The following is a 22114-nucleotide window of genomic DNA, read 5'->3' as shown; positions in this document are numbered from 1 at the left end:
GCACCCACGCCGGAGGGGCGGTCCCCACCGGGGACCGCCCCTCCGGCATGATCACGCCAGTCGCGCCAGCGTGCCCTTCAGCAGCTCCACCACCGACGCGTCGGCCACCGAGGCCACCTCGTCGTACGCGAACCAGCGCAGGTCCAGCGACTCGTCGCTGATCTCCGCCACCGCGTCCGCCGGGGCGAGCGCCGCGTACTGCACGTCCAGGTGCCAGTGGCAGGGCGCCGGGATCGGGTGCCGGTCGAGGCGCACCGGACCGCCCGGCAGCAGACCCAGGCCCGCGATGCCGGACTCCTCGGTCGCCTCGCGCAGCGCCGCCGCCTCCACCGTCGGGTCGCCCGGCTCGCAGTGGCCACCCATCTGGAGCCACATGCCCAGCTTCTTGTGCAGGGTCAGCAGGACCCGCCCCCGCGAAGGGTCGATCACCAGCGCGCTGGAGGTCAGGTGCCCGGCCCCGCAGGGCTTGTACATGCCGTCCTGATGCCGGGCGAGGTGGTCCAGGTAGACGTCGCGCAGCTCCGGCTGGTCCCCGTACCCCTTCAGGACGAGGACCGCGTCGTCGTGCAGGGTCACTCCTCGCCGTCCCCGTCTTCCGGCGCGTCGCCCCTGGCGGCCTCGCCGAGCATCTTGTCCAGCTCGGAGAAGTCGAGGTGCTCGCGGTGCACGAAGCCGTCGGGGTCGTCCAGGTCCGTCGCCGTCGGCAGCATGTCCGGGTGCTCCCACAGCCCGTCCCGGCCGTCGACCCCGCGCGCGTCCGTGAGCGAGGCCCACAGGCGGGCCGCGTCCCGCAGCCGCCGCGGACGCAGCTCCAGACCGATCAGGGTCGCGAAGGTCTGCTCGGCGGGACCGCCCGAGGCCCGGCGCCGGCGCAGCGTCTCGCGCAGCGCGTCGGCCGAGGTCAGCCGGGACTTGGCGGCCTCGTGGACCACCGCGTCCACCCAGCCCTCGACCAGCGCGAGCGCCGTCTCGAGACGGGCCAGGGCCGCCTTCTGCTCCGGGGTGTCCTCCGGCTGGAACATGCCCTGCTGGAGCGCCTCCTGCAGCTGCTCCGGGTGCGTCGGGTCGAGCTGCCCGACGGCCTCCTCCAGCTTCGAGGTGTCGACCTTGATCCCGCGCGCGTACCCCTCGACCGCGCCGAAGAGGTGCGCCCGCAGCCACGGCACGTGCGCGAAGAGACGCTGGTGCGCGGCCTCGCGCAGGGCCAGGTAGAGCCGCACCTCGTCCGAGGGCACGCCCAGGTCCTTGCCGAAGGCCTCGATGTTCAGCGGCAGCAGCGCGGCACGCCCGGCCGGGCCCAGCGGCAGACCGACGTCCGTCGAGCCGACGACCTCACCGGCGAGCGCGCCCACGGCCTGCCCGATCTGCTGGCCGAACATGGCGCCGCCCATGGAGCGCATCATGCCGATCAGCGGGCCGGCCATGGCCTGCATCTCCTCCGGCAGGACGTCGCCCATCGCCGAGCCGACCCGCTCGGCGACCGGGTCCACGAGCTGCTGCCACGCCGGCAGCGTCGCCTCGACCCACTCGGCACGGCTCCACGCCACGGCCGTGCCCGCGCCGGAGGGCAGCGAGGTGACCTGGTCCAGCCAGAGGTCGGCCAGGCGCAGGGCCTCCTCGACCGCCGACTTCTCGGCCGGGCCCACGCTCGCGTCCTTGGTGCCGTCGGCGGTGCCCTGGGCCACCACCTGGCGCGCGATCTGTTTGGCCATGTCCCAGTTCACGGGACCGCCCGAGTGGCTCAGCATCTGCCCGAGCTGCTGGAAGGCCGCGCCCAGGTCGTTGGGGTTCATGGAGCCGAACATCGCGGCGAACGGATTGTCCGCGCCGCCGGGGCCGCCCATGCCCGGCAGCCCGCCGAAGCCGAAGGGGTTCGCGCCGAACGGGTTGCCACCGGACCCCTGGCCACCTCCGGCGGGGTCCTTCTTCTTGCCCTCGTCGCCGTTCTCCGGCTCCTCCGGCGGAAGGCCGAATCCGAATGGGGTGTCACTCACAGGTTTCCTCGGCTCGTAGGGCCGCCGGCCTCCTGCCGACGGCGACTGCCCGACCAGGGCCTGTCCAGACAGGCCCCGCACACCACCAGCGTAGACATCCGGGCCGGAAATGGGCTCGGTGCTCCGCCGGGCCGTGCCCTGCGGCAGGATGGACGCCACCTGGTCCGCACGCGTCATGCGCGTACGTACTGAAGACAACCGCTGGAGACGCCCGGTGAGTTCCCCAGATCCACAGGTTCGCGGAGCGCGAAACCACTCAACCCGGTCCGCCGTGCGCGGCCCCGTCGTCGCGGTCACCGGTGCCGCTTCCGGCGTCGGAGACCTGCTCACCAGGCGCCTCGCCGCCTCCGAGGAGATCAAGCGGGTCGTCGCCATCGACGAGCGCCGCGGCGAGGTCGAGGACGCCCAGTGGCACATCCTCGACGTGCGCGATCCGGCCATCGCCGAGAAGCTGCGCGGCGCGGACGTCGTCGTGCACCTCGCCGTCGACCTCGACCTGGAGACCGACCCCGCCGCCCGGACGGCCTACAACGTGCGCGGCACGCAGACCGTGCTCACCGCCGCCGCGGCGGCCGGTGTCCACCGGGTGGTGCTCTGCACCTCCGCCATGGTCTACGGCGCCCTGCCCGACAACGACATCCCGCTCTCCGAGGACGCCGAGCTCAGGGCGACGGCGGAGGCCACCGGCGTCGGCGACATGCTGGAGATCGAGCGCCTCGGCCGCCGCGCCCCCCGCGCGCACCCCGGCCTGAACGTCACCGTCGTCCGCCCGGCCGTCCTCGTGGGCGGTACGGACACGGCGCTGACCCGCTACTTCGAGTCGCCCCGGCTGCTCGTCGTCGCCGGTTCCCGGCCGACCTGGCAGTTCTGCCACGTCGAGGACCTGGTGAGCGCCCTGGAGTACGCGGCCCTGGAGAAGGTCGACGGGGAGTTCGCGGTCGGCTGCGAGGGCTGGCTCGAACAGGAGGAGGTCGAGGAGCTCTCCGGGATCCGGCGCATGGAGCTGCCCTCCGCGGTCGCCCTCGGCACGGCGGCCCGCCTCCACCGGATCGGCCTCACCCCCTCGCCGGCGGGCGACCTCGCCTACACCATGCACCCCTGGGTGGTGAGCGTCGGACGCCTGCACGACGCCGGCTGGCGCCCCAAGTGGACGAACGAGGAGGTCCTCGCCGCGCTCCTGGCGGAGGTCGAGGGCCGTCACACGGTCGCCGGCCGCCGCCTGGGCCGCAAGGACGCGACGGCGGCCGGAGCGGCCGGCGCGACGGTGGCGCTGCTCGGCACGGCGGCGCTGGTGCGCCAGATGCGGAAGCGCCGCGGGCTGTAGCGACGGGCTCGTGGGGACGGACTTGTAGGACCCTCCTACGGAGGGCCCCGTCCACAGGTCGAAAGGTCCCTTACCGGATGTCGGAGCCGTGCGGCACCATGGCCCCATGGCGCAGACGCACGACCACCCCGGCGAGCAGGCCGCGGACGACCCGATCAAGCTGCTCGCGATCCGTGACACCCCGCTCTCGGTCGACGAGGTCTTCCGGGCCGTCGGAGACGACGCCGCCGGCGGCACCACCCTCTTCGTCGGCACCGTGCGCAACCACGACGGCGGCGCGGACGTCGACGCGCTGGGGTACTCCTGCCACCCGAGCGCCGAGGCGGAGCTGCGCCGCGTCGCCGAGAAGGTCGTCGCGAACCACCCGGTCCGCGCCCTGGCCGCCGTCCACCGCGTCGGCGACCTGCGCGTCGGCGACCTCGCGGTCGTCGTCGCCGTCTCCTGCCCCCACCGCGGCGAGGCCTTCGAGGCCTGCCGGAAGCTCATCGACGACCTCAAGCACGAGGTCCCCATCTGGAAGCACCAGAAGTTCTCGGACGGCACCGAGGAATGGGTGGGGGCCTGCTGAGACGGCAAGGCGGCGCGCCGACGGCGTGTAGTCGAACGCCCGATTTGCGTAACCGCCCCCCAGGCGCGAGCGTTGACCTCACGGATGAGACAGTCTGCTGATCAACTCACTGGGGATGGGAGGTCGGAATGGCAGCGCTGGCCTGGTTGCTGATTCCGCTTTTCGCAGTCGTCGGCGCGGCGATATGGGGAAGCTGGGCTTCGAGGAACAAGACGATAGGCGACGTGGCGGAACTCGCCGGCTACGCGCGCTTCCGGGACGCCATGGAGCGGTCCCACACCGTGACCGCCGATTCCGCTCCCTCCGAGCGCGAACCCGCCGCGACCACCTCCGCCGTCACCACGTCGCCGTCCGGCTGACACGGGGCCGCCTCGTACGGACCGCCCCACGGGTGCACCCACAGGCGAGTCCCGTACTGTCGTTCCATGCCACGCCGCACCGCGACGATGCTCGCCTCCACCCTGGTCCTGATCTGTCTGCTCATCGCGGGCGTCCTGATCCCGGTGCCGTACGCGGAGATGAGCCCGGGCCCCACGGTCAACACGCTCGGCGAGGCCAGGGGGGAGCCGGTGCTCCGGATCTCCGGACGCAAGACCTACCCGACCGACGGTCACCTCAACATGACGACGGTCCGCGTCACCAGCGCGGACTACAGGATGAACGCCGTCGAGGCCGTCTACGGGTGGCTGGCCCACGACAACGTGGTGGTGCCGCACGACACCCTCTACCCGGACGGCAAGACCGAGGAGGAGTCGAGCCAGGAGAACGCCGAGGAGTTCTCCCAGTCCCAGGAGAGCGCCAAGGTGGCGGCCCTCGGGGAGCTCGGCATCCCGGTGGTCGCCCGGGTCGTCGTCGCGACCGTCGTCAAGGGCGCCCCGGCCGAGGGCAAGCTGCACGCCGGGGACGTCATCAAGGCCGTCGACGGCGTGCCGGTCAAGGAACAGGGTGACGTCGCCAAGCAGGTGACGAAGCGGAAGCCCGGCCAGGACGTCGAGTTCACGATCGTCCCCGCCAAGGAGGCGGCCGCCGCCGAGAAGGCCCACAAGGAGCCCACCGTCACCCGGAAGGTGGTCATCAGGACCACCACGTCCGAGGAGGGCGACCGGGCCGTCGTCGGCATCCAGGCCGGCACCGACCACGTCTTCCCGTTCACGATCGACATCAACCTGGCCGACGTCGGCGGTCCCAGCGCGGGTCTGATGTTCGCCCTCGGCATCGTCGACAAGCTCACCCCGGAGAGCCTCACCGAGGGCCGGTTCATCGCCGGCACCGGCACCATCGACGACAAGGGCGAGGTGGGCCCGATCGGCGGCATCGAGATGAAGCTGGTCGGCGCGCGGAACGCGGGCGCCGAGTACTTCCTCACCCCGGCCGACAACTGCGAGGCGGCCGCCGCCGACACGCCCGACGGGCTCACCCTGATCAAGGTCCGCACCATCGACGACGCCACGAAGTCGCTGGAGAAGCTCCGCGAGGGCGACACGAAGTCGCTGCCGAGCTGCTCGAAGAGCTGAGCACGCGCGCGTACCCGTGGAAAGGGGGCTCCCGGCCGGGAGCCCCCTTTCCACGGGTCGGCCCTCAGCTCTCGAAGGTCGCCGCCAGCGCCTCGGCGAGGCCCGGCACCAGGTCGGGGCCGGTCAGCACCTCGGTCGGGGAGTCCTTCTCGCGCAGCCGGATCGCCGCCTCGCGCTTGCCGTCACGCAGCACCGCCACGGTCATCCGGACCTCCTGGCGGTCGGGGTGCCCGGCGACCCACTTGGCGAGCTGCTTCTCGTTCAGGCCCTGCGGAACCTGGGCCTCGGCCGACGGGGGCAGCATGAGCCGCTCCACGGTCAGGGCGCAGCCGACCACGGCGTCGGGCCAGGCGATCGTGCCGAGGAACTCGTCGAGGGCCTTGCCGCGCGGCAGCTTGTCCTGCTCGATGGGGGTGTAGGAGGTGGCGTCGTCGCCCAGGCCGAGCTGGGAGGCGAGCTTGGGCTCCTGGACGCGCAGCCGTGCGGTGTCGACCAGGGCGAACAGGCGGGCGGGCTGGTCCCAGCCGAGGCCCGACGCGTACTCGTCGATCTCGAGCACCGCGCGGGTGAGGGGGCTCGCGGCCATGGCCGGGCCGGAGGGGGAAAGGTTGGACATGACCAATATCCTGCCTCCTCTTCCCCGGAAGGCGGGAACTAGGTAAAGCCTCAGTAAGTTGCATCAGTGGGCTCTACGATCGCGGGGCCTGCTTTCAGACGCATCAACAGACGCATCAACATCGAGGGGCGCACGTTGGCTTTCCAGATGCCGGACCGTGGCCAAGGTCCGTCCGGGCCGAGGATGAGAGTCGGCCGGCCGTCCCGGCGGGCCCGCACCCTGCTCATGACACTCGGGGTGCTGGCCGTTCTGGCCATGGCGTTCGTGATGTTCGCCGGGTTCTGGACGGACTGGCTCTGGTACCGCTCGGTCGAGTACTCGTCCGTGTTCACCACCACCCTGTGGACGAAGATCGGTCTCTTCCTGGTCTTCGGCCTGCTGATGGGGCTCGCCGTCGGCTTCAACGTCTGGCTGGCGTACCGGCTGCGGCCGCCGCTCAGCGCGATGTCGCTGGAGCAGCAGAGCCTCGACCGGTACCGGATGGGTCTGGCCCCCTTCAAGAAGTGGGTGCTGCTCGCGGTCACCGCGCTGGTGGCCCTGATCGCCGGCGCCTCCGCGTCCGGCCAGTGGCGCACCTGGCTCATGTGGGTCAACGGCGTGAAGTTCGGCCAGAAGGACCCGCAGTTCGGGCTCGACGTGTCGTTCTACGCCTTCGACCTGCCCTGGTACCGCTTCCTCCTCGGGTTCGGCTTCGCCGCCGCCGTCCTGTCGCTGGTCGCGGCCGCGCTCACGCACTACCTGTACGGCGGTCTGCGGGTCACGAGCCCGGGCGCGCGGGCCACCGCCGCCGCCACCGGCCACCTCTCGGTGCTGCTCGGCCTCTTCGTGGCGCTCAAGGCCGTGGCGTACTGGCTCGACCGGTACGGCCTGGCGGTGAAGTCGAGCGACTTCAAGGCGACGGGCAACTGGACGGGCCTGCGGTACGTCGACGCCAACGCGTACCTGCCGGCGAAGACCATCCTGTTCTGCATCGCCGTCATCTGCGCGCTGCTGTTCTTCGCGACGCTCTGGCGCCGCACCTGGCAGCTGCCGGTGATCGGCTTCGGCCTGATGGTCCTCTCCGCGATCCTGATCGGCGGTCTGTACCCGGCCATCGTGCAGAAGTTCCAGGTCCAGCCGAACGAGCAGGCCAAGGAGGCGCCGTACATCCAGAAGAACATCGACGCCACCCGCAAGGCGTACGCGATCGACGGGACGAAGGCCGAGAACTACTCCGGGAAGTCGACGGTCAAGGCCAAGGACAAGCTGCGGGCGGACGCCGACACGGCGGCCAGCTACCGCCTGCTCGACCCGAACATCGTGTCGCCGACGTTCCAGCAGCTGGAGCAGAAGCGGAAGTACTACCAGTTCCCGACCACGCTGGACGTGGACCGCTACGCCGGCAAGGACACCGTCGTCGGCCTGCGTGAGCTGAACATCCGGGGCATCCCGAAGCGGAACTGGATCAACGACCACTTCACCTACACCCACGGCTACGGCGCGATCCTGGCCTCGGGCACGCAGACGGACGCCAACGGTTCCCCGGTCTTCACCGAGTCCGGGCTGCCGACGACCGGCTCGCTGCCCACGTACCAGCAGCGGATCTACTACGGCGAGAAGACCGACCAGTACTCGATCGTGGGCGGCCCCCAGAAGGAGCTGGACTACGAGGAGAACGGCGAGAAGACCACCAGCTACAAGGAGAAGAGCGGCGTCAGCCTCTCCAGCACCTTCAACCGCGCCGCGTACGCGGTGGCCTTCAGCGAGCCGCAGATCCTCTACTCGGGAGCCATCGGCGAGGGCTCGCGGATCCTCTACAACCGCACGCCCAAGGAGCGCGTCGAGGCCGTCGCGCCCTGGCTGACCATCGACGGCGACGCCTACCCGGCGGTCGTCGACGGCCGGATCCAGTGGATCGTCGACGCCTACACCACGACCAACGGCTACCCCTACGCCTCGCGCACCACGCTCGGCGACACCACCGCCGACTCGCTGACCGTCGGCAACCAGCAGCGCACGGTCGTCGCCCAGCAGAACCAGGTCAACTACATCCGCAACTCGGTCAAGGCCACCGTCGACGCCTACGACGGCACGGTGAAGCTCTACGAGTGGGACACCCAGGACCCGGTCCTGAAGACCTGGATGAAGGCCTTCCCGGACACCGTCAGGCCGAAGTCCGAGATCAAGGGCGACCTGCTCGCGCACCTGCGCTACCCGCAGGACATGTTCAAGGTGCAGCGCGAGCTGCTGACCCGCTACCACGTCACCGACCCCGCGCAGTTCTACAGCGGCTCGGACGCCTGGCAGGTGCCGGACGACCCGACCAACAAGGACGGCAACGCGGTCCCGCCGTACTACCTGAGCATGAAGATGCCCGGGGACACGGCGCAGCGCTTCTCGCTGACGACGACGTTCACGCCGAACGGGCGGCCCAACCTGGGCGCCTTCATGGCGGTCGACGCCGACGCCACCAGCAAGGAGTACGGCCGGCTGAGACTGCTGAGGGTCACCGAGGACGTGCCGGGCCCGGCGCAGGTGCAGAGCAAGCTCAACGGTCTGCCCTCCGTGGCCACCTTCGTCCGGGACATGAAGGGCGCCGACTCCGACATCCAGTACGGCAACCTGCTGACCGTGCCGCTCGACGGCGGGTTCCTGTACGTGGAGCCGGTGTACGCCCAGGGGCGCAACGCGCTCTACCCGCTCCTGAAGAAGGTCGCGGTGTCGTACGTGGACGCGGACCAGCCGGACGGTGACACGACCAAGGACACCACGGTGTTCGAGGACAACCTCACCAAGGCGCTCAACGCGGTCTTCGGGGTGGAGGCGCCCACCCCGCCGACGACTCCGCCGGGCACCACGCAGCCGCCCGGCACGACCCAGCCGCCGGTCTCGAACGACGCCGCCCTGAAGCAGGCCATCGCCGATGCCCAGAAGGCGTACGACGCCGGCCGGACCGCTCTGCAGAAGGGCGACTGGGCCGCGTACGGCAAGGCCCAGGAGGACCTCCAGGGGGCGCTCCAGCGGGCCGCGGACGCCGAGGCGAAGCTCAAGGCGCCCGGATCAGGCGGCTGACCTGAGGTTTTCCGTCCCCGCGTCGTGATACTGTGGTTTCACCGACGCGGGGTGGAGCAGCTCGGTAGCTCGCTGGGCTCATAACCCAGAGGTCGCAGGTTCAAATCCTGTCCCCGCTACTCAGAGGGCAAGGGCCCGGATCCATAAGGATCCGGGCCCTTGTCGTGTGTCGACGTGCCGGGGGGTGCCGAAGAGCGGTAGGGAAGGGGCGAGTTGGCGTGAGTCGTGTTTGACTTGTCTCTCTGTGGGCATGTCGACAAAACGCTGAGTGACCTCACTGGCTGCGGTATACCAGGTGTGCTCGGGTTGCGGGTGGTGCGACGATGGTATTTATGGGGGACAGGGCAACTCTGTTGGAGACAGGGCGGTTTGTGCAGCGGCACGCCAGAAACGCCGCAGACGAGATCATCGAGGCAGTGGGGGCCGCCGATGCGGTCGTCGACACCACCAGCGAGACCGACGCCGAGAACGAGACCGAGACCGAGGCCAGGCACCGGCGGGCCGCCGAGCGCGGTGACCTCGCCGCGATGAGCGCGCTCGGCGCGCTGCTGCTGCGCCGCGGCGACCTCGACGGCGCCGAGCCGTACCTGCGGAGGGCCACCGCGGAGGGGGACCGGGCCGCCGCCAACAACCTGGGCGTCCTGCTCCACCAGCGCGGATACCCCGACGAGGCGGCCGGCTGGTGGCGGGTCGCCGCCGTCGCCGGCTCGGCCCCCGCCGCCCACGCCCTCGGCCGTCACCACCGCGAACGCGGCGACGAGCCGGCCGCCGAGTACTGGCTCCGTCAGGCCGCCGAGCAGGGCCACGCCCTCGGCGCGTACGCCCTCGCCGACCTCCTGGAGCACCGCAGCGACGTCGGCGCCGAGCGCTGGCTGCGCGCCGCCGCCGAGCAGGGCCACCGCGAGGCCGCCTACCGCCTCGCCCTCGCCCTGGAGCGCCGGGCCACCGAGACCACCCGCGGGCCGCACGAGACCGGCACCCGGCTCCGTACCGCGGGCGTCAGGGCGGTCGTGCCCTCCGGCGTGGCCGCGACCGGCACCGCGACCGCCGCCCCCGGACAGCCGGCCGGCGAGGGCACGGGAGAGGCAGCCGAGGCCGAGCAGTGGTTCCGGCAGGCCGCCGCGCGCGGCCACCGGCGGGCCGCGCTCCACCTGGGCGCCATCCTGGAACACCGCGGCGAGCTCAAGGAGGCCGGCCGCTGGTACCTCAGCTCCGCCAAGGAGGGCGAGGCGAAGGCCGCCTGCGCCCTCGGCTTCCTGCTCCGCGACGCGGGCGACGAGGAGAGCGCCGCCGTGTGGTGGCTGCGGGCCGCCCAGGACGGCGACGGCAACGCCGCCAACGCGCTGGGCGCCCTGCACGCCGCCCGGGGCGAGCAGCAGACCGCCGAGCGCTGGTACCGGGCCGCCATGGACGCGGGCGACGTCAACGGCGCCTACAACCTCGGGCTGCTCTGCGCGGCCCAGGACCGCATCCCGCAGGCCGAGCAGTGGTACCGCCGCGCCGCCTACGCGGGGCACCGCGAGGCCGCCAACGCGCTCGCCGTCCTGCTCCTCCAGGCGGGCGACGCCAACGGCGCCGAGCCCTGGTTCTCCAAGGCCGCCGAGGCCGGCAGCGTGGACGCCGCCTTCAACCTGGGCATCCTCCACGCGGGCCGGGGCGACGACCGCACGGCGCTGGTCTGGTACGAGCGGGCCGCGGCCGCCGGACACACCGAGGCGGCCCTCCAGGTCGGCATCGCCGCCCTGCGGGACGGTGACGAGCAGACCGCCGAGCGGCACCTGCGGTGCGCGGCCGGCGGCGGCAGCGCCGAGGCGGCCTTCCGGCTCGCCTCGGTGCTCGACGCGCGTCGCCCCGAGCCCGGCCCCGCCGTGCTCGGCGCGCCCCGCGAGGAGAAGTCCGAGTGCGAGGAGTGGTACGAGCGGGCCGCCCAGCAGGGCCACCGGCGCGCCCAGGTGAGGGTCGGGATGCTCGCCGCCGGGCGCGGCGACCTGGCCGAGGCCGACCGCTGGTACCGCGAGGCCGCCGAGGCGGGCAGCCGCAACGGCGCCTTCAACCTCGGACTGCTCCTCGCCCGCGAGGGCAGCGAGCGGGAGGCCGCCCTCTGGTGGACCCGGGCGGCCCGGGCCGGCCACGGCCGCGCCGCGCTCCGGCTCGCGCTGCTCGCGGCGCGCCGGGGGGAGCTCACCGAGGGGCGTCGCTGGTGCGACCGCGCGGTGGAGCTGGGCCCGGCGGAGGTCGCCGAGCGGGCGGCCCGGCTGAGCGAGGCGCTGCACCAGGAGCTCACCGCCTGAGGCGTCGACGGATTTGCGCTGGTGAGGGGGGTCCCGTACAGTCGTGTTTACCGACGCGGGGTGGAGCAGCTCGGTAGCTCGCTGGGCTCATAACCCAGAGGTCGCAGGTTCAAATCCTGTCCCCGCTACTCAGTGGCAGCGAAGGCCCGGATCCGTTCACCGGATCCGGGCCTTCGTCGTGTCCGCGTGCCCAGGGCACGACGAAGCCCCCGCCGGAGCGGGGGCTTCGTCGGCGTGTCGTCAGGCCGTCGTGGCGCAGCTCGGGCAGACGCCCCGGTAGGTGACCTCGACGTTCGAGATCGTGAAGCCGAAGCGTTCGGTGTCCGGGAGGTCCGCCAGCGGGTCGCCTGCCGGGTGCACGTCGCGGATCGCGCCGCAGCGGCCGCAGACCAGGTGCTGGTGGGGCCGGTGGGCGTTGGGGTCGTACCGCTTGGCGCGGCCGTCGGTCGCGACCTCGATGACCTCACCGAGGGTGACCATCTCGCCCAGCGTGTTGTACACGGTCGCGCGCGAGATCTCGGGCAGCTTCGACACCGCGCGGGCGTGGACCTCGTCGGCGGTCAGATGCACATGATCCCCGTCGAGGACCTCGGCCACGACGCGGCGCTGCGCGGTCATCCGCCAGCCGCGTCCGCGCAGTCGTTCCAACAGGTCACTCATGGGGGCCAGCCTAACAGCCGGGAACAAGATCCCGAACGGGTGTGACTTTGGATGTCTGCTTGATTTGGACTTTGTCTATTGTAGGATCGAGAACGAGATTGGCCAAGGACTCGTTCAAGGGGTCCGGGGCGAGGGACGGGACGCGCAGGGATGACGCAGGAGGCACACGTGACACAGGGACCGCTCACCACGGAGGCCGGGGCTCCGGTCGCCGACAACCAGAACAGCGAGACCGCGGGTGCCGGCGGCCCGGTCCTCGTGCAGGACCAGCTCCTCCTGGAGAAGCTCGCCCACTTCAACCGCGAGCGGATCCCGGAGCGCGTGGTCCACGCGCGCGGCGCGGGCGCCTACGGCACCTTCACGGTGACCCGCGACGTCACCCGGTGGACGCGCGCCGGTTTCCTCTCCGAGGTCGGCAAGGAGACCGAGACCTTCCTGCGCCTCTCCACCGTCGCGGGCAGCCTCGGCTCGGCGGACGCGGTGCGCGACCCCCGCGGCTGGGCGCTGAAGTTCTACACCGAGGAGGGCAACTACGACCTCGTCGGCAACAACACCCCGGTGTTCTTCATCAGGGACGCCATCAAGTTCCCCGACTTCATCCACACCCAGAAGCGCGACCCGTACACCGGCTCGCAGGAGCCGGACAACGTCTGGGACTTCTGGGGCCTCTCCCCGGAGTCGACCCACCAGGTCACCTGGCTCTTCGGCGACCGCGGCATCCCCGCCTCGTACCGCCACATGGACGGCTTCGGCTCGCACACGTACCAGTGGAACAACGAGGCCGGCGAGGTCTTCTGGGTCAAGTACCACTTCAAGACCGACCAGGGCATCAAGAACCTCACCCAGGAGGAGGCCGACCGCCTCGCCGGCGAGGACCCGGACTCGCACCAGCGCGACCTGCGCGAGGCCATCGAGCGCGGCGACTTCCCGAGCTGGACCGTGCAGGTCCAGATCATGCCCGCGGCCGAGGCGGCGACCTACCGCTTCAACCCGTTCGACCTCACCAAGGTGTGGCCGCACGCCGACTACCCGCCGATCGAGATCGGCAGGCTGGAGCTCAACCGCAACCCGGAGAACGTCTTCGCCGAGGTCGAGCAGTCGATCTTCAGCCCCGCGCACTTCGTGCCGGGCATCGGCCCCTCCCCGGACAAGATGCTCCAGGGCCGCCTCTTCGCCTACGGCGACGCCCACCGCTACCGCGTCGGCATCAACGCCGACCACCTCCCGGTGAACCGCCCGCACGCCACCGAGGCGCGCACCCACGCGCGGGACGGCTTCCTCTACGACGGCCGCCACAAGGGCGCGAAGAACTACGAGCCGAACAGCTTCGGCGGCCCGCACCAGACGGACCGGCCGCTCTGGGTCGGCTCCCCGGTCACCGGTGCGACCGGCGACCACGCCGTGCCCTCGCACGCCGAGGACGACGACTTCGTGCAGGCGGGCAACCTCTACCGGCTGATGTCGGAGGACGAGAAGGGCCGCCTCGTCGGGAACCTCGCCGGCTTCCTGGCCAAGGTCTCGCGCGACGACATCGCCGAGCGGGCGATCGACAACTTCCGCAAGGCGGACGGTGACTTCGGCAAGCGGCTGGAGGCCGCGGTCCGGGCCCTGCGCGGCTGAGGGCGCTCGCCGGGGGTGGAGGGCGTGTCCGAGCTCCGTACGGAGGCCGGACACGCCCTCGCGTGCTCAGCCGGCGGCGACGCTGTGCACCGGGATCCAGCAGCGGATGATGTCGCGTACGGAGACGATGCCCACGGGGCCCCGGTCGTCGAGGACGACGAGGTGGCGGAAGCCGCCGCGCGTCATGGCCTCGGCCGCCTCCGCCAGCGTCCAGGTGGGCGCGGCGAAGACCACGTCACGGGTGGTGTGGGAGCCGGCGGTCTCCCGGTCGGGGTCCTGGTCCCGCGCCAGGGAGTTGAGGACGTCGCGCTCGGTGAGGATGCCGAGCCCGCCGGCGTCGGCGTCGAGGACGATCGCCGCGCCGACGCGGCGCGCCGACATCAGCCGGGCCGCCTGTCGGAGGGTGTGGGCGGGGCCGATGGTGAGGACCACGGTGCTCATGGCGTCACGGACGAGCATGGACGAGCCACCTCCTTGGTGAGACCCCCACGAGAAAGAATTCACAAGTTCACAAGCGGGGGGACTCTCAGAGTTGCACCGGCGGGGTGGGCCGTAAAGGGGGCGCGCGAGGCGTCCCCGGGGAGTGCCGGGAGCGCCCGCCCTCCCGGGCGGCGGGCCGGCCCGTCCCCGGGCGCGCTCCCGGAGGGCGGGCCGGTCAGCCCCGGGTGCCCTCCTGGTTCAGATGGCTCAGCAGCTCGCCGTGGAGCAGACCGTTCGACGCCGCCGCGTTCCCGCTGTGCGGGCCGTGCCGGCCGTCCAGGCCCGTGTACGTGCCCCCGGCCTCCTGGACCACGATCGCGACCGCAGCCATGTCCCACAGCGACAGCTCCGGCTCCGCGCAGATGTCCACGGAACCCTCCGCGACCATCATGTACGGCCAGAAGTCGCCGTACGCCCGGGTCCGCCAGCACGCGCGCGTGAGGTCGAGGAAGCCGTCGAGGCGGCCCTGCTCCTCCCAGCCGCTCAGCGAGGAGTACGCGAAGGAGGCGTCCGACAGGGACGCTACCTTCGAGACGTTCAGCCGGGTCGCCGAGGCCAGGCTGCGGCCCGTGTACGCGCCCAGCCCCTTCGCCGCCCACCAGCGCCGGCCGAGCGCCGGGGCGGAGACCACGCCCACCACCGGCTGGAAACCGGTCTCCCCGGCCTCCATCAGCGCGATCAGGGTCGCCCAGACCGGCACCCCGCGCACGTAGTTCTTGGTGCCGTCGATCGGGTCGATCACCCAACGGCGCGGGCCCGAGCCCTCCACGCCGTACTCCTCGCCGAGGATCGCGTCGCGCGGCCTGGCGCGCTGGAGCTGTCCGCGGATCAGCTCCTCCGCCGCCTTGTCGGCCTCGCTCACCGGAGTCATGTCCGGCTTCGTCTCGACCCGGAGGTCGAGCGCCTGGAAACGGTCCATGGTGGCCGCGTCGGCGGCATCCGCGAGGACGTGGGCGAGACGCAGATCATCGTGGTAATCGGCCATGGTCGGCACTCTATCCCCGCCGTGCGGACACGCGGCGAACCGTCCACCGCAGCCCCTTGACAGGGAGGGGGCGCCTGCCGACGCTGAGCGGACGACCGTTCCCTCCGGAGGTGAGGATGGCGAACGCCCGAGAGGCACTGCTCGACGCCGCGCTCGCCGCGCTCGCGCACCGCCCCTGGTCCGCCGTGCGCATGGCCGACCTCGCCACCGCGGCCCGGGTCTCCCGGCAGACCCTCTACAACGAGTTCGGCAGCAAGGAGGGGCTCGCCCGCGCCCTCGTCCGCAGAGAGGCCGACTCCTACCTCCAGGGCGTCCGGCACCTGCTCGCAGCCCCCGCCCCGCCCGAGCGGAACCTCGTCGCCGTCGCCGAGTGGATCGTCGCCCGCGCCGCCGTCCGCCCGCTGCTCCGGGCCCTGCTCACCGGGGCCTGGAACGAACGGCTGCCCCAGCCCCGGCCGGCCCGGCCCGGCGCCCGGCCCGCCCCCGTCCCCGCCCAGCGGCGCGCCGACGCCGGACCGCCCGCGCCCGCCGAACTCGTGGCGGAGACCGCCGCCTGCGCGGGGGAGCGGTGGGCGGCCGGCTGCGAGCTCGCCGTACGGATCGCCCTCAGCCATGTCGTCGCACCGGCCCTGCCGGTGACCCCTCAGTGCGCGGCCCCGGAGAGCTGGAGTCCGATGACCCCCGCGATGACCAGGGTGATCGAGACGATCTTGAGCGCGGAGACCACGTCGCCGAGGAAGACCATGCCGTAGATCGCCGTTCCGGCCGCGCCGATCCCCGTCCACACCGCGTACGCCGGGCCGACGTCGAGCTTCCGCAGCGCCAGCGTGAGGAGGCCGAAGCTCCCCAGGGCGAAGGAGGCGAAGGCGATCGTCGGCCACAGTCGGGTGAAGCCGTGCGAGAGCTTCAGACAGACCGCGAAGCCCGTCTCCAGGACTCCCGCGATCACCACCAGCAGCCACGCCATCGTCAGTGCCTCCCACGCCGTCGGTGACCGCTTCGTCGCACTTGGTGCGATTATGCACTTACCGACAGCGGCCGGGCTCAAACACCGACGGCTCAGTCGCCCTCGCGTCGCTCCCGGGTCGCGAGCAGCCGCCGCAGCGAGAACAGCCGCGCCGGATCGGCGTGCCCCTCCGCCACGTACGCGTCGAGCCCGCAGTCCGGCTCGTCGTGACTGCACGCGCGCGGACAGTTCTCCGTGCCCGGCACGAGATCGGGGAAGGCGAGGATCACCCGGGACGGATCGACGTGGTGCAGACCGAAGGAGCGCACGCCCGGCGTGTCGATGACCCAGCCGCCCTCCTCGTCGTTCAGCGGCAGCGCGAGCGCCGAGGTGGTGGTGTGTCGGCCGCGGCCCGTGACCGCGTTCACGACACCCGTGGTCCGCCGCCGCTCCGGCGGGACCAGGGCGTTCACCAGGGTCGTCTTGCCGACGCCCGAGTGCCCGACGAACGCGGTCGTCCGGCCCTTGAGGTGCTCGTGGACCCGCTCCGCGGCGACCCCGTCGACGAACTCGTCCCGGGTGGTCACCACATGGGGCACGCCCAGCGCGCCGTACATCTCCAGGAGCGCGTCCGGCGGGGCGAGGTCCGACTTGGTCAGGACGAGCAGCGGGGAGAGCCCGCCGTCGTAGGCGGCCACCAGACAGCGGTCGATCAGCCGGGGGCGCGGCTCCGGATCGGCGAGCGCGGTGACGATCGCCAGCTGGTCGGCGTTGGCGACGACCACCCGCTCGTACGGGTCGTCGTCGTCGGCCGTGCGGCGGAGCACCGAGCTGCGCTCGCCGATCCGCACGATCCGGGCCAGCGTGTCCTTCTCGCCGGAGAGGTCGCCGACCAGGGAGACGCGGTCGCCGACGACGGCGGCCTTGCGGCCCAGCTCGCGCGCCTTCATCGCGGTCACCGCCCGGTCGTCGACCAGGACGGTCAGCCGGCCGCGGTCGACGGTGAGGACCATGCCCTCGACGGCGTCCTCGTGCTTCGGACGGATGCTGGTGCGGGGGCGGGTGCCCTTGCGGTTGGGCCGCTGGCGGATGTCGTCCTCGTCGGTGTGCTTGCCGTAGCGCCGCATGGTTCAGACCCCGAGCATTTCGGTCCACATCGTCGGGAAGTCCGGCAAGGTCTTCGCCGTCGTCGCCACGTCCTCGATCTCCACGCCCCCGACCGCGAGGCCGATGATCGCGCCCGCCGTCGCCATGCGGTGGTCGTGGTACGTGTGGAAGACGCCGCCGTGCAGCGGGCGCGGGCGGATGTGGAGGCCGTCCTCGGTCTCCGTCACGTCGCCGCCGAGCCCGTTGATCTCCTTGGTGAGCGCCGCGAGCCGGTCCGTCTCGTGCAGCCGCAGATGGGCCACCCCGCGCAGGGTCGACGGGGAGTCGGCGAGCGCCGCGACCGCCGCGATCCCGGGGGTCAGCTCGCCGACCTCGCCGAGGTCCACGTCGATGCCGTGGATCCGGCCCGTGCCGGTGAAGGTCAGGCCCGCGTCGGTGAGTTCGCAGGAACCACCCATCTCGGTGAAGATCCGACGCAGCTCGTCCCCCGGTTGGGTGGTCCGCGCCGGCCAGTCGGGGACCGTCACCCGGCCGCCGGTCACCAGGGCCGCCGCCAGGAACGGCTGCGCGTTCGACAGGTCGGGCTCGACGACGAGGTCCCGGCCGCGCAGCCCGGTGGGCGTCACCCGCCACACGTTCGGGGCGCCGCCGTGCTCCGGCTCGTCGACCTGGGCGCCGACCGCGCGCAGCATGTCGACCGTCATCCGGATGTGGGGGAGCGACGGGAGCCGGCTGCCGACGTGCCGCACCTCGACGCCCTGGTTGAAGCGGGGCGCGGAGAGCAGCAGGGCGCTGACGAACTGGGAGGACGAGGAGGCGTCGATCTCGACGGTGCCGCCGTCCAGGCCGCCGGCGCCGTGCACGGTCATCGGGAGCGCGCCCCGGCCGTCGTCGTCGATCCGGGCGCCGAGCGCGCGCAGCGCGTCGATCACGCCGTGCAGCGGGCGCTCGTGGGAGCGGGGGTCGCCGTCGAAGCGCACCGGGCCGTCCGCGAGGGCCGCGACCGGGGGTAGGAAGCGCATGACCGTGCCCGCGTTGCCGACGTCGACCGTCGCGGGACCGCGCAGCGGGGAGGGGATGATCCGCCAGGCCTCGCCGGAGCCGTCGGGGCCCACCCCTTCCTCGATCCTCACGCCGAGGGCGCGGAGCGCCTCGGCCATCAGGAGGGTGTCGCGGGAGCGCAGCGGGCGGCGCAGCCAGCCGGGTTCGGCGGCGAGCGCGGCGAGGACCAGGGCGCGGTTGGTGACCGACTTCGATCCGGGCACGGTGACGGTCGCGTCGACGGCGCCGCGGGCGTGCGGGGCGGGCCAGAGGTCGGTGGGCGGGTCGGAGTGCGTCGCGGAGGCTGCTGCGGTCATGGACTCACTGTACGGGGGAGTCAGATGCCCAGGAGCCAGCGCCCGCCGCCGATCAGGGCCGAGATCGCGACGGCGTGGAAGAAGAACAGCCACACGCCCGCGGGCACCTGGGTGAGCCGCGACAGCTGGTCCGCGTCCGAGTCGGGGGTGCCGCCGTGGCGCCGCTTCGCCTGGAGCTCGAAGGCCGGGCGGACACCGCCGAGCAGCAGGAACCAGACCGCCGCGTACGCGAAGGCCGACTGGACGTTCGGCCCGGTCAGCCAGGAGACGAGGAGGAAGGCGGCGCCCGTCAGGACCACGGTGAGGATCCCGTACGCGTTCCGGACCATCACCAGCATCGCGAGCAGCAGGGCGGTCGCGATCCAGAGCAGCAGGGTGACGTGGCGGGTGCCGAGCAGGGCGGCGCCCCCGAGCCCGAGCAGCGGGGCCGCCGGATAGCCGGCGGCGAGGGTGAGGACGACGCCGAGGCCGGTCGGGCGGCCCCGGGACACGGTCAGTCCGCTGGTGTCCGAGTGCAGCCGGATCGACTCCAGGCGGCGGCCGGTGACGAGGGCGACGAGCCCGTGCCCGCCCTCGTGGGCGATGGTGATCGCGTTCCGGGCCGGGAGCCAGAGGCGGCGGAGGGCGACCAGGCCCAGCGCGCAGACGGCGGTGACGTAGACGATCCACGCATCGGGAGCGGGCTGGGTGCCGAGGACCTGGGTCATGGGGCGGACTGCTCCTCGCTCGTGGTCGGGATCGTGGCAGTGTGGCACGCATGTGCGGACGGTATGCATCGAGTCGACGGCCCGAGGACCTCGTCGAGATCTTCGGGGTCGAGAAGTGGGAGCCGGAGGAGGCACTGGCCCCCGACTGGAACGTGGCCCCCACCAAAGAGGTCTGGGCCGTTCTGGAGCGTCCCGTGAAGGACGCGGGATCCCCGCGTCCGGTTCGCCAGCTGCGCGCGCTGAGATGGGGACTCGTGCCGTCCTGGGCGAAGACGCCGGAGGGCGCCGCCCGGATGATCAACGCGCGCGCGGAGACCGTGGACGAGAAGCCCTCCTTCAAGCGCGCCTTCCGGTCCCGCCGGTGCATCCTGCCCGCCGACGGCTACTACGAATGGGTGACCGGGACCGCCGAACGGGAACTGGAGGTCGAGGGCAGGAAGAAGCGGCCCCGGAAGCAGCCGTACTTCGTGACCCCCGCGGACGGATCCGTCCTCGCGATGGCCGGGCTCTACGAGTTCTGGCGCGACCGCACCCTGCCCGACGGGGACCCCTCCGCCTGGTGGGTGACCTGCTCGGTGATCACCACCGAGGCCGAGACCGGGCCGCTGGGCGTCGCCCCCGCCGAGGGCCCGCGCTCGCTCCACGACATCCACCCCCGGATGCCGCTGATGCTGACGGAGGACCGCTGGGACGCCTGGCTCGACCCGGCGCGGACCGACCCCGAGCAGCTGCGCGGACTCCTCGCCCCGCCGCCGGAGGGCCTGATGCGGGCCCACCCGGTCGCGACCGCCGTCAGCAACGTCCGCAACAACGGCCCCGAGCTCCTGGCGGAGTTGGACGGGCCGGAGGCCGGCACGCTGTTCTGACGCGCGGACCGGACCGGAGGGCGGGACGGGCCCGTGACGGCGGCAGGATGGGGACGTGACACAGTACGAGACCGTCCCCACCGACGCCGGTGAGGCACGCATCACGTGGTACCCCGGGACGAACCCCCGGACCGTCCTCGCCCTCGGGCACGGCGCCGGCGGCGGCGTCGAGGCCCGCGACCTCCGGGCACTGGCCGGGGAGCTGCCCGCGCACGGCGTGACCGTCGCCCTCGTCGAGCAGCCCTGGCGGGTCGCCGGCAAGAAGGTCGCGCCCGCGCCGAAGACCCTCGACACCGGCTGGCGCGGCCTCTGGCCGTCCCTCGCGAAGCCCGGCCTCCCCGTCGTCGCGGGCGGCCGCAGCGCCGGGGCCCGGGTCGCCTGCCGCACCGGGCGGGAGCTCGGCGCGCTCGCCGTCCTCGCCCTGAGCTTCCCGCTCCATCCGCCGGGGAGGCCCGAGCGGTCCCGTGCCGAGGAGCTCCTCGGCACCGGCCTGCCCACCCTCGTCGTCCAGGGCGGCAACGACCCCTTCGGGCGGCCCGAGGAGTATCCGGAAGGTCCGTACGAACTCGTGGAGGTCCCGTACGGGGACCACGGCTTCGCGGTCCCCCGGCGCGCGCCGCTGAGCCAGGACGAGGCCGTGGCCCTGCTCGTGGACGGGGTCGTCGAGTGGATCTCCGCCCTCCGCTGACGCACCGGGAATGCGGAGCGGGGGGCCGCTGTTGTGGAGGGCGTCGGTGTGAGAGCAAGGAAGAGGGAGACCGTCGCATGGGTTCGACCATCTGCCCGGAGCGCGCGCAGGCCGCTGACCTCGCCTGGACAGTGCTGCCCGCTCCCAGGACCGCCCCGATTCGGGCGGCGGGCGGAGCGGTTCCTCGTCTATCCTCCGAAACGAGCGGGTCCGCCCTCGGGCTCGCCGCCGCGCTGGAGGAGGTGGGTCCGGTCACTGGGACCGACACAGGGACCGACGACGGCCCCGAGGAGACGACCGAGGAGCGCAACGCGCGCTTCGAGCGGGACGCCCTCGGCTACCTCGACCAGATGTACTCGGCCGCGCTGCGCATGACGCGCAACCCCGCGGACGCGGAGGACCTGGTGCAGGAGACCTACGCCAAGGCGTACGGGTCGTTCCACCAGTTCCGTGAGGGCACGAACCTCAAGGCGTGGCTGTACCGCATCCTCACGAACACCTTCATCAACTCGTACCGCAAGAAGCAGCGCGAGCCCCAGCGCAGCGCCGCCGAGGAGATCGAGGACTGGCAGCTCGCCCGCGCCGAGTCGCACATGTCGACCGGTCTGCGCTCCGCCGAGTCGCAGGCGCTCGACCACCTCCCGGACTCCGACGTGAAGGAAGCGCTCCAGGCGATTCCCGAGGAGTTCCGCATCGCCGTCTATCTCGCCGATGTCGAGGGCTTTGCGTACAAGGAGATCGCGGACATCATGGGGACACCCATCGGTACGGTGATGTCCCGACTGCACCGGGGCCGCCGCCAGCTGCGCGGCATGCTCGAGGACTACGCCCGCGACCGCGGGCTGGTGCCCGCGGGCGCCGGAGAGTCGTCGAACGATCTGAAAGGCTCGGGCTCATGAGCTGCGGAGAGCCGCACGAGACGGATTGCTCAGAGGTCCTGGATCATCTCTACGAGTTCCTCGACCATGAGATGCCCGACAGCGACTGCACCAAGTTCGAGGTGCACTTCGAGGAGTGCTCCCCGTGCCTGGAGAAGTACGGCCTGGAGCAGGCGGTGAAGAAGCTCGTCAAGCGCTGCTGCGGCAGTGACGACGTCCCCGCCGACCTCCGCGCCAAGGTCATGGGCCGGATCGACCTGATCCGCGCCGGACACCTGGTGCCCGAGCAGGACATCACGGCGAGCGCCCCGACGACGCCGGCCCCGCAGGAGTAACACCCCCCTCACGCACCGGGGACCGAGGCCGTCGCGCACCGCTCGCGGCGGCCTCGCGCATACATCAGCTTGTATCACCCGATGGTGCGAATCACTCCGAGCGCGCCGTCGCCGTCCGCCCGACTC

At 72.3% G+C, this 22114-nt stretch carries 22 protein-coding genes and 2 tRNA genes; 14 read left to right on the top strand and 10 right to left on the bottom strand.

Features of this window, described 5'->3' with window-relative positions:
* Positions 1 to 51 precede the first annotated feature (51 nt).
* Together IE180_RS01540 and IE180_RS01535 are read right to left on the bottom strand one after the other, a co-directional pair.
* Positions 52 to 576, bottom strand: coding sequence for an NUDIX hydrolase (locus IE180_RS01540; protein ID WP_190154888.1), 525 nt, complete (start codon positions 574 to 576; stop codon positions 52 to 54).
* Positions 573 to 1994 carry a zinc-dependent metalloprotease gene (locus tag IE180_RS01535; protein WP_190154887.1) on the bottom strand — a complete coding sequence of 474 codons (1422 nt, stop codon included), beginning with the start codon at positions 1992 to 1994 and terminating at the stop codon, positions 573 to 575. Before IE180_RS01535 ends, IE180_RS01540 begins: the two co-directional genes overlap by 4 nt.
* Before the next feature lie 214 nt (positions 1995 to 2208).
* Between IE180_RS01535 and IE180_RS01530 the strand changes: the two genes are divergently transcribed.
* The 4 genes from IE180_RS01530 to IE180_RS01520 all read left to right on the top strand — a co-directional run bounded on the left by IE180_RS01530 (position 2209) and on the right by IE180_RS01520 (position 5400).
* Positions 2209 to 3318: an SDR family oxidoreductase gene (locus IE180_RS01530; RefSeq protein WP_190154886.1), complete on the top strand. Its 1110-nt coding sequence runs from the start codon at positions 2209 to 2211 to the stop codon at positions 3316 to 3318.
* A 106-nt stretch (positions 3319 to 3424) separates the two neighbouring features.
* Positions 3425 to 3886: a molybdenum cofactor biosynthesis protein MoaE gene (locus IE180_RS01525; protein ID WP_190154885.1), complete on the top strand. Its 462-nt coding sequence runs from the start codon at positions 3425 to 3427 to the stop codon at positions 3884 to 3886.
* A gap of 224 nt (positions 3887 to 4110) precedes the next feature.
* Positions 4111 to 4245, top strand: a complete 135-nt coding sequence (locus IE180_RS37065) for a hypothetical protein (protein ID WP_268255422.1) — start codon at positions 4111 to 4113, stop codon at positions 4243 to 4245.
* 66 nt (positions 4246 to 4311) lie between these two features.
* Positions 4312 to 5400, top strand: a complete 1089-nt coding sequence (locus IE180_RS01520) for a YlbL family protein (RefSeq protein WP_190154884.1) — start codon at positions 4312 to 4314, stop codon at positions 5398 to 5400.
* 64 nt (positions 5401 to 5464) lie between these two features.
* On the opposite strand, the gene IE180_RS01515 is transcribed toward IE180_RS01520, so the two are convergent.
* Positions 5465 to 6016 carry a PPA1309 family protein gene (locus IE180_RS01515; protein ID WP_190154883.1) on the bottom strand — a complete coding sequence of 184 codons (552 nt, stop codon included), beginning with the start codon at positions 6014 to 6016 and terminating at the stop codon, positions 5465 to 5467.
* Positions 6017 to 6163: 147 nt separating this feature from the next.
* Between IE180_RS01515 and IE180_RS01510 the strand changes: the two genes are divergently transcribed.
* The 4 genes from IE180_RS01510 (at position 6164) to IE180_RS01495 (ending at position 11486) form a co-directional block, all read left to right on the top strand.
* Positions 6164 to 9067 (top strand): UPF0182 family membrane protein, encoded by a 2904-nt coding sequence (locus IE180_RS01510; RefSeq protein WP_190154882.1) that lies wholly within the window; start codon positions 6164 to 6166, stop codon positions 9065 to 9067.
* Between the two features lie 45 nt (positions 9068 to 9112).
* A tRNA-Met gene (locus IE180_RS01505) sits at positions 9113 to 9186 on the top strand.
* Positions 9187 to 9390: 204 nt separating this feature from the next.
* Positions 9391 to 11358 (top strand): tetratricopeptide repeat protein, encoded by a 1968-nt coding sequence (locus IE180_RS01500; protein WP_190154881.1) that lies wholly within the window; start codon positions 9391 to 9393, stop codon positions 11356 to 11358.
* Between the two features lie 54 nt (positions 11359 to 11412).
* Positions 11413 to 11486 (top strand) — tRNA-Met (locus IE180_RS01495).
* Between the two features lie 112 nt (positions 11487 to 11598).
* Here the strand turns inward: IE180_RS01495 and IE180_RS01490 are convergent.
* Positions 11599 to 12018 carry a Fur family transcriptional regulator gene (locus tag IE180_RS01490; RefSeq protein ID WP_190154880.1) on the bottom strand — a complete coding sequence of 140 codons (420 nt, stop codon included), beginning with the start codon at positions 12016 to 12018 and terminating at the stop codon, positions 11599 to 11601.
* A 168-nt stretch (positions 12019 to 12186) separates the two neighbouring features.
* On the opposite strand from IE180_RS01490, the gene IE180_RS01485 reads away from it, so the two are divergent.
* Positions 12187 to 13638, top strand: a complete 1452-nt coding sequence (locus IE180_RS01485) for a catalase (RefSeq protein WP_190154879.1) — start codon at positions 12187 to 12189, stop codon at positions 13636 to 13638.
* A gap of 66 nt (positions 13639 to 13704) precedes the next feature.
* On the opposite strand, the gene IE180_RS01480 is transcribed toward IE180_RS01485, so the two are convergent.
* Complete coding sequence (locus IE180_RS01480) at positions 13705 to 14097, bottom strand: CBS domain-containing protein (protein WP_190154878.1); 393 nt, start codon at positions 14095 to 14097, stop codon at positions 13705 to 13707.
* A gap of 196 nt (positions 14098 to 14293) precedes the next feature.
* Positions 14294 to 15103, bottom strand: a complete 810-nt coding sequence (hisN, locus tag IE180_RS01475; RefSeq protein WP_190154877.1) for a histidinol-phosphatase — start codon at positions 15101 to 15103, stop codon at positions 14294 to 14296.
* Between the two features lie 116 nt (positions 15104 to 15219).
* Between hisN and IE180_RS01470 the strand changes: the two genes are divergently transcribed.
* Entirely contained in the window at positions 15220 to 15855 is a 636-nt protein-coding gene (locus IE180_RS01470) for a TetR/AcrR family transcriptional regulator (RefSeq protein WP_190154876.1), read from the top strand.
* Here the strand turns inward: IE180_RS01470 and IE180_RS01465 are convergent.
* The 4 genes from IE180_RS01465 to IE180_RS01450 all read right to left on the bottom strand — a co-directional run bounded on the left by IE180_RS01465 (position 15747) and on the right by IE180_RS01450 (position 19221).
* Positions 15747 to 16070, bottom strand: coding sequence for a DMT family transporter (locus tag IE180_RS01465; RefSeq protein ID WP_190154875.1), 324 nt, complete (start codon positions 16068 to 16070; stop codon positions 15747 to 15749). The two genes, IE180_RS01470 and IE180_RS01465, sit on opposite strands and share 109 nt — an antisense overlap.
* 92 nt (positions 16071 to 16162) lie before the next feature.
* On the bottom strand, positions 16163 to 17176 hold the full coding sequence (gene rsgA / locus IE180_RS01460) for a ribosome small subunit-dependent GTPase A (protein WP_190154874.1): 1014 nt from the start codon (positions 17174 to 17176) through the stop codon (positions 16163 to 16165).
* Between the two features lie 3 nt (positions 17177 to 17179).
* A complete protein-coding gene (gene aroA, locus IE180_RS01455; RefSeq protein WP_190154873.1) occupies positions 17180 to 18514 on the bottom strand; it encodes a 3-phosphoshikimate 1-carboxyvinyltransferase in 1335 nt (444 codons plus the stop codon).
* Positions 18515 to 18534: 20 nt separating this feature from the next.
* Complete coding sequence (locus tag IE180_RS01450; protein WP_190154872.1) at positions 18535 to 19221, bottom strand: M50 family metallopeptidase; 687 nt, start codon at positions 19219 to 19221, stop codon at positions 18535 to 18537.
* Between the two features lie 50 nt (positions 19222 to 19271).
* On the opposite strand from IE180_RS01450, the gene IE180_RS01445 reads away from it, so the two are divergent.
* The 4 genes from IE180_RS01445 (at position 19272) to rsrA (ending at position 21988) form a co-directional block, all read left to right on the top strand.
* The gene (locus tag IE180_RS01445; protein ID WP_190154871.1) at positions 19272 to 20087 is read left to right on the top strand and encodes an SOS response-associated peptidase; all 816 of its coding nucleotides are present in this window, start codon (positions 19272 to 19274) and stop codon (positions 20085 to 20087) included.
* Between the two features lie 55 nt (positions 20088 to 20142).
* Positions 20143 to 20775 (top strand): alpha/beta hydrolase family protein, encoded by a 633-nt coding sequence (locus tag IE180_RS01440; protein ID WP_190154870.1) that lies wholly within the window; start codon positions 20143 to 20145, stop codon positions 20773 to 20775.
* 242 nt (positions 20776 to 21017) lie between these two features.
* Positions 21018 to 21674, top strand: coding sequence for a sigma-70 family RNA polymerase sigma factor (locus IE180_RS01435; RefSeq protein ID WP_030207302.1), 657 nt, complete (start codon positions 21018 to 21020; stop codon positions 21672 to 21674).
* Positions 21671 to 21988 (top strand): mycothiol system anti-sigma-R factor, encoded by a 318-nt coding sequence (gene rsrA / locus IE180_RS01430; protein ID WP_190154869.1) that lies wholly within the window; start codon positions 21671 to 21673, stop codon positions 21986 to 21988. Before IE180_RS01435 ends, rsrA begins: the two co-directional genes overlap by 4 nt.
* Positions 21989 to 22114 lie beyond the last annotated feature (126 nt).

Origin of the sequence: Streptomyces litmocidini (genome assembly GCF_014649755.1) — a bacterium.
GTDB lineage: Bacteria > Actinomycetota > Actinomycetes > Streptomycetales > Streptomycetaceae > Streptomyces > Streptomyces litmocidini.
This window is presented reverse-complemented; position numbering and strand designations above follow the sequence as displayed.

Bases quoted from the DNA above. Each gene is read 5' to 3' on its own strand.
- IE180_RS01525 (WP_190154885.1), top strand. From the start codon at position 3,425: ATGGCGCAGACGCACGACCACCCCGGCGAGCAGGCCGCGGACGACCCG.
- IE180_RS01520 (WP_190154884.1), top strand. From the start codon at position 4,312: ATGCCACGCCGCACCGCGACGATGCTCGCCTCCACCCTGGTCCTGATC.
- IE180_RS01515 (WP_190154883.1), bottom strand. From the start codon at position 6,016: ATGTCCAACCTTTCCCCCTCCGGCCCGGCCATGGCCGCGAGCCCCCTC.
- IE180_RS01510 (WP_190154882.1), top strand. From the start codon at position 6,164: ATGCCGGACCGTGGCCAAGGTCCGTCCGGGCCGAGGATGAGAGTCGGC.
- IE180_RS01500 (WP_190154881.1), top strand. From the start codon at position 9,391: ATGGTATTTATGGGGGACAGGGCAACTCTGTTGGAGACAGGGCGGTTT.
- IE180_RS01490 (WP_190154880.1), bottom strand. From the start codon at position 12,018: ATGAGTGACCTGTTGGAACGACTGCGCGGACGCGGCTGGCGGATGACC.
- IE180_RS01480 (WP_190154878.1), bottom strand. From the start codon at position 14,097: ATGCTCGTCCGTGACGCCATGAGCACCGTGGTCCTCACCATCGGCCCC.
- hisN (WP_190154877.1), bottom strand. From the start codon at position 15,103: ATGGCCGATTACCACGATGATCTGCGTCTCGCCCACGTCCTCGCGGAT.
- IE180_RS01470 (WP_190154876.1), top strand. From the start codon at position 15,220: ATGGCGAACGCCCGAGAGGCACTGCTCGACGCCGCGCTCGCCGCGCTC.
- IE180_RS01465 (WP_190154875.1), bottom strand. From the start codon at position 16,070: ATGGCGTGGCTGCTGGTGGTGATCGCGGGAGTCCTGGAGACGGGCTTC.
- rsgA (WP_190154874.1), bottom strand. From the start codon at position 17,176: ATGCGGCGCTACGGCAAGCACACCGACGAGGACGACATCCGCCAGCGG.
- aroA (WP_190154873.1), bottom strand. From the start codon at position 18,514: ATGACCGCAGCAGCCTCCGCGACGCACTCCGACCCGCCCACCGACCTC.
- IE180_RS01450 (WP_190154872.1), bottom strand. From the start codon at position 19,221: ATGACCCAGGTCCTCGGCACCCAGCCCGCTCCCGATGCGTGGATCGTC.
- IE180_RS01445 (WP_190154871.1), top strand. From the start codon at position 19,272: ATGTGCGGACGGTATGCATCGAGTCGACGGCCCGAGGACCTCGTCGAG.
- rsrA (WP_190154869.1), top strand. From the start codon at position 21,671: ATGAGCTGCGGAGAGCCGCACGAGACGGATTGCTCAGAGGTCCTGGAT.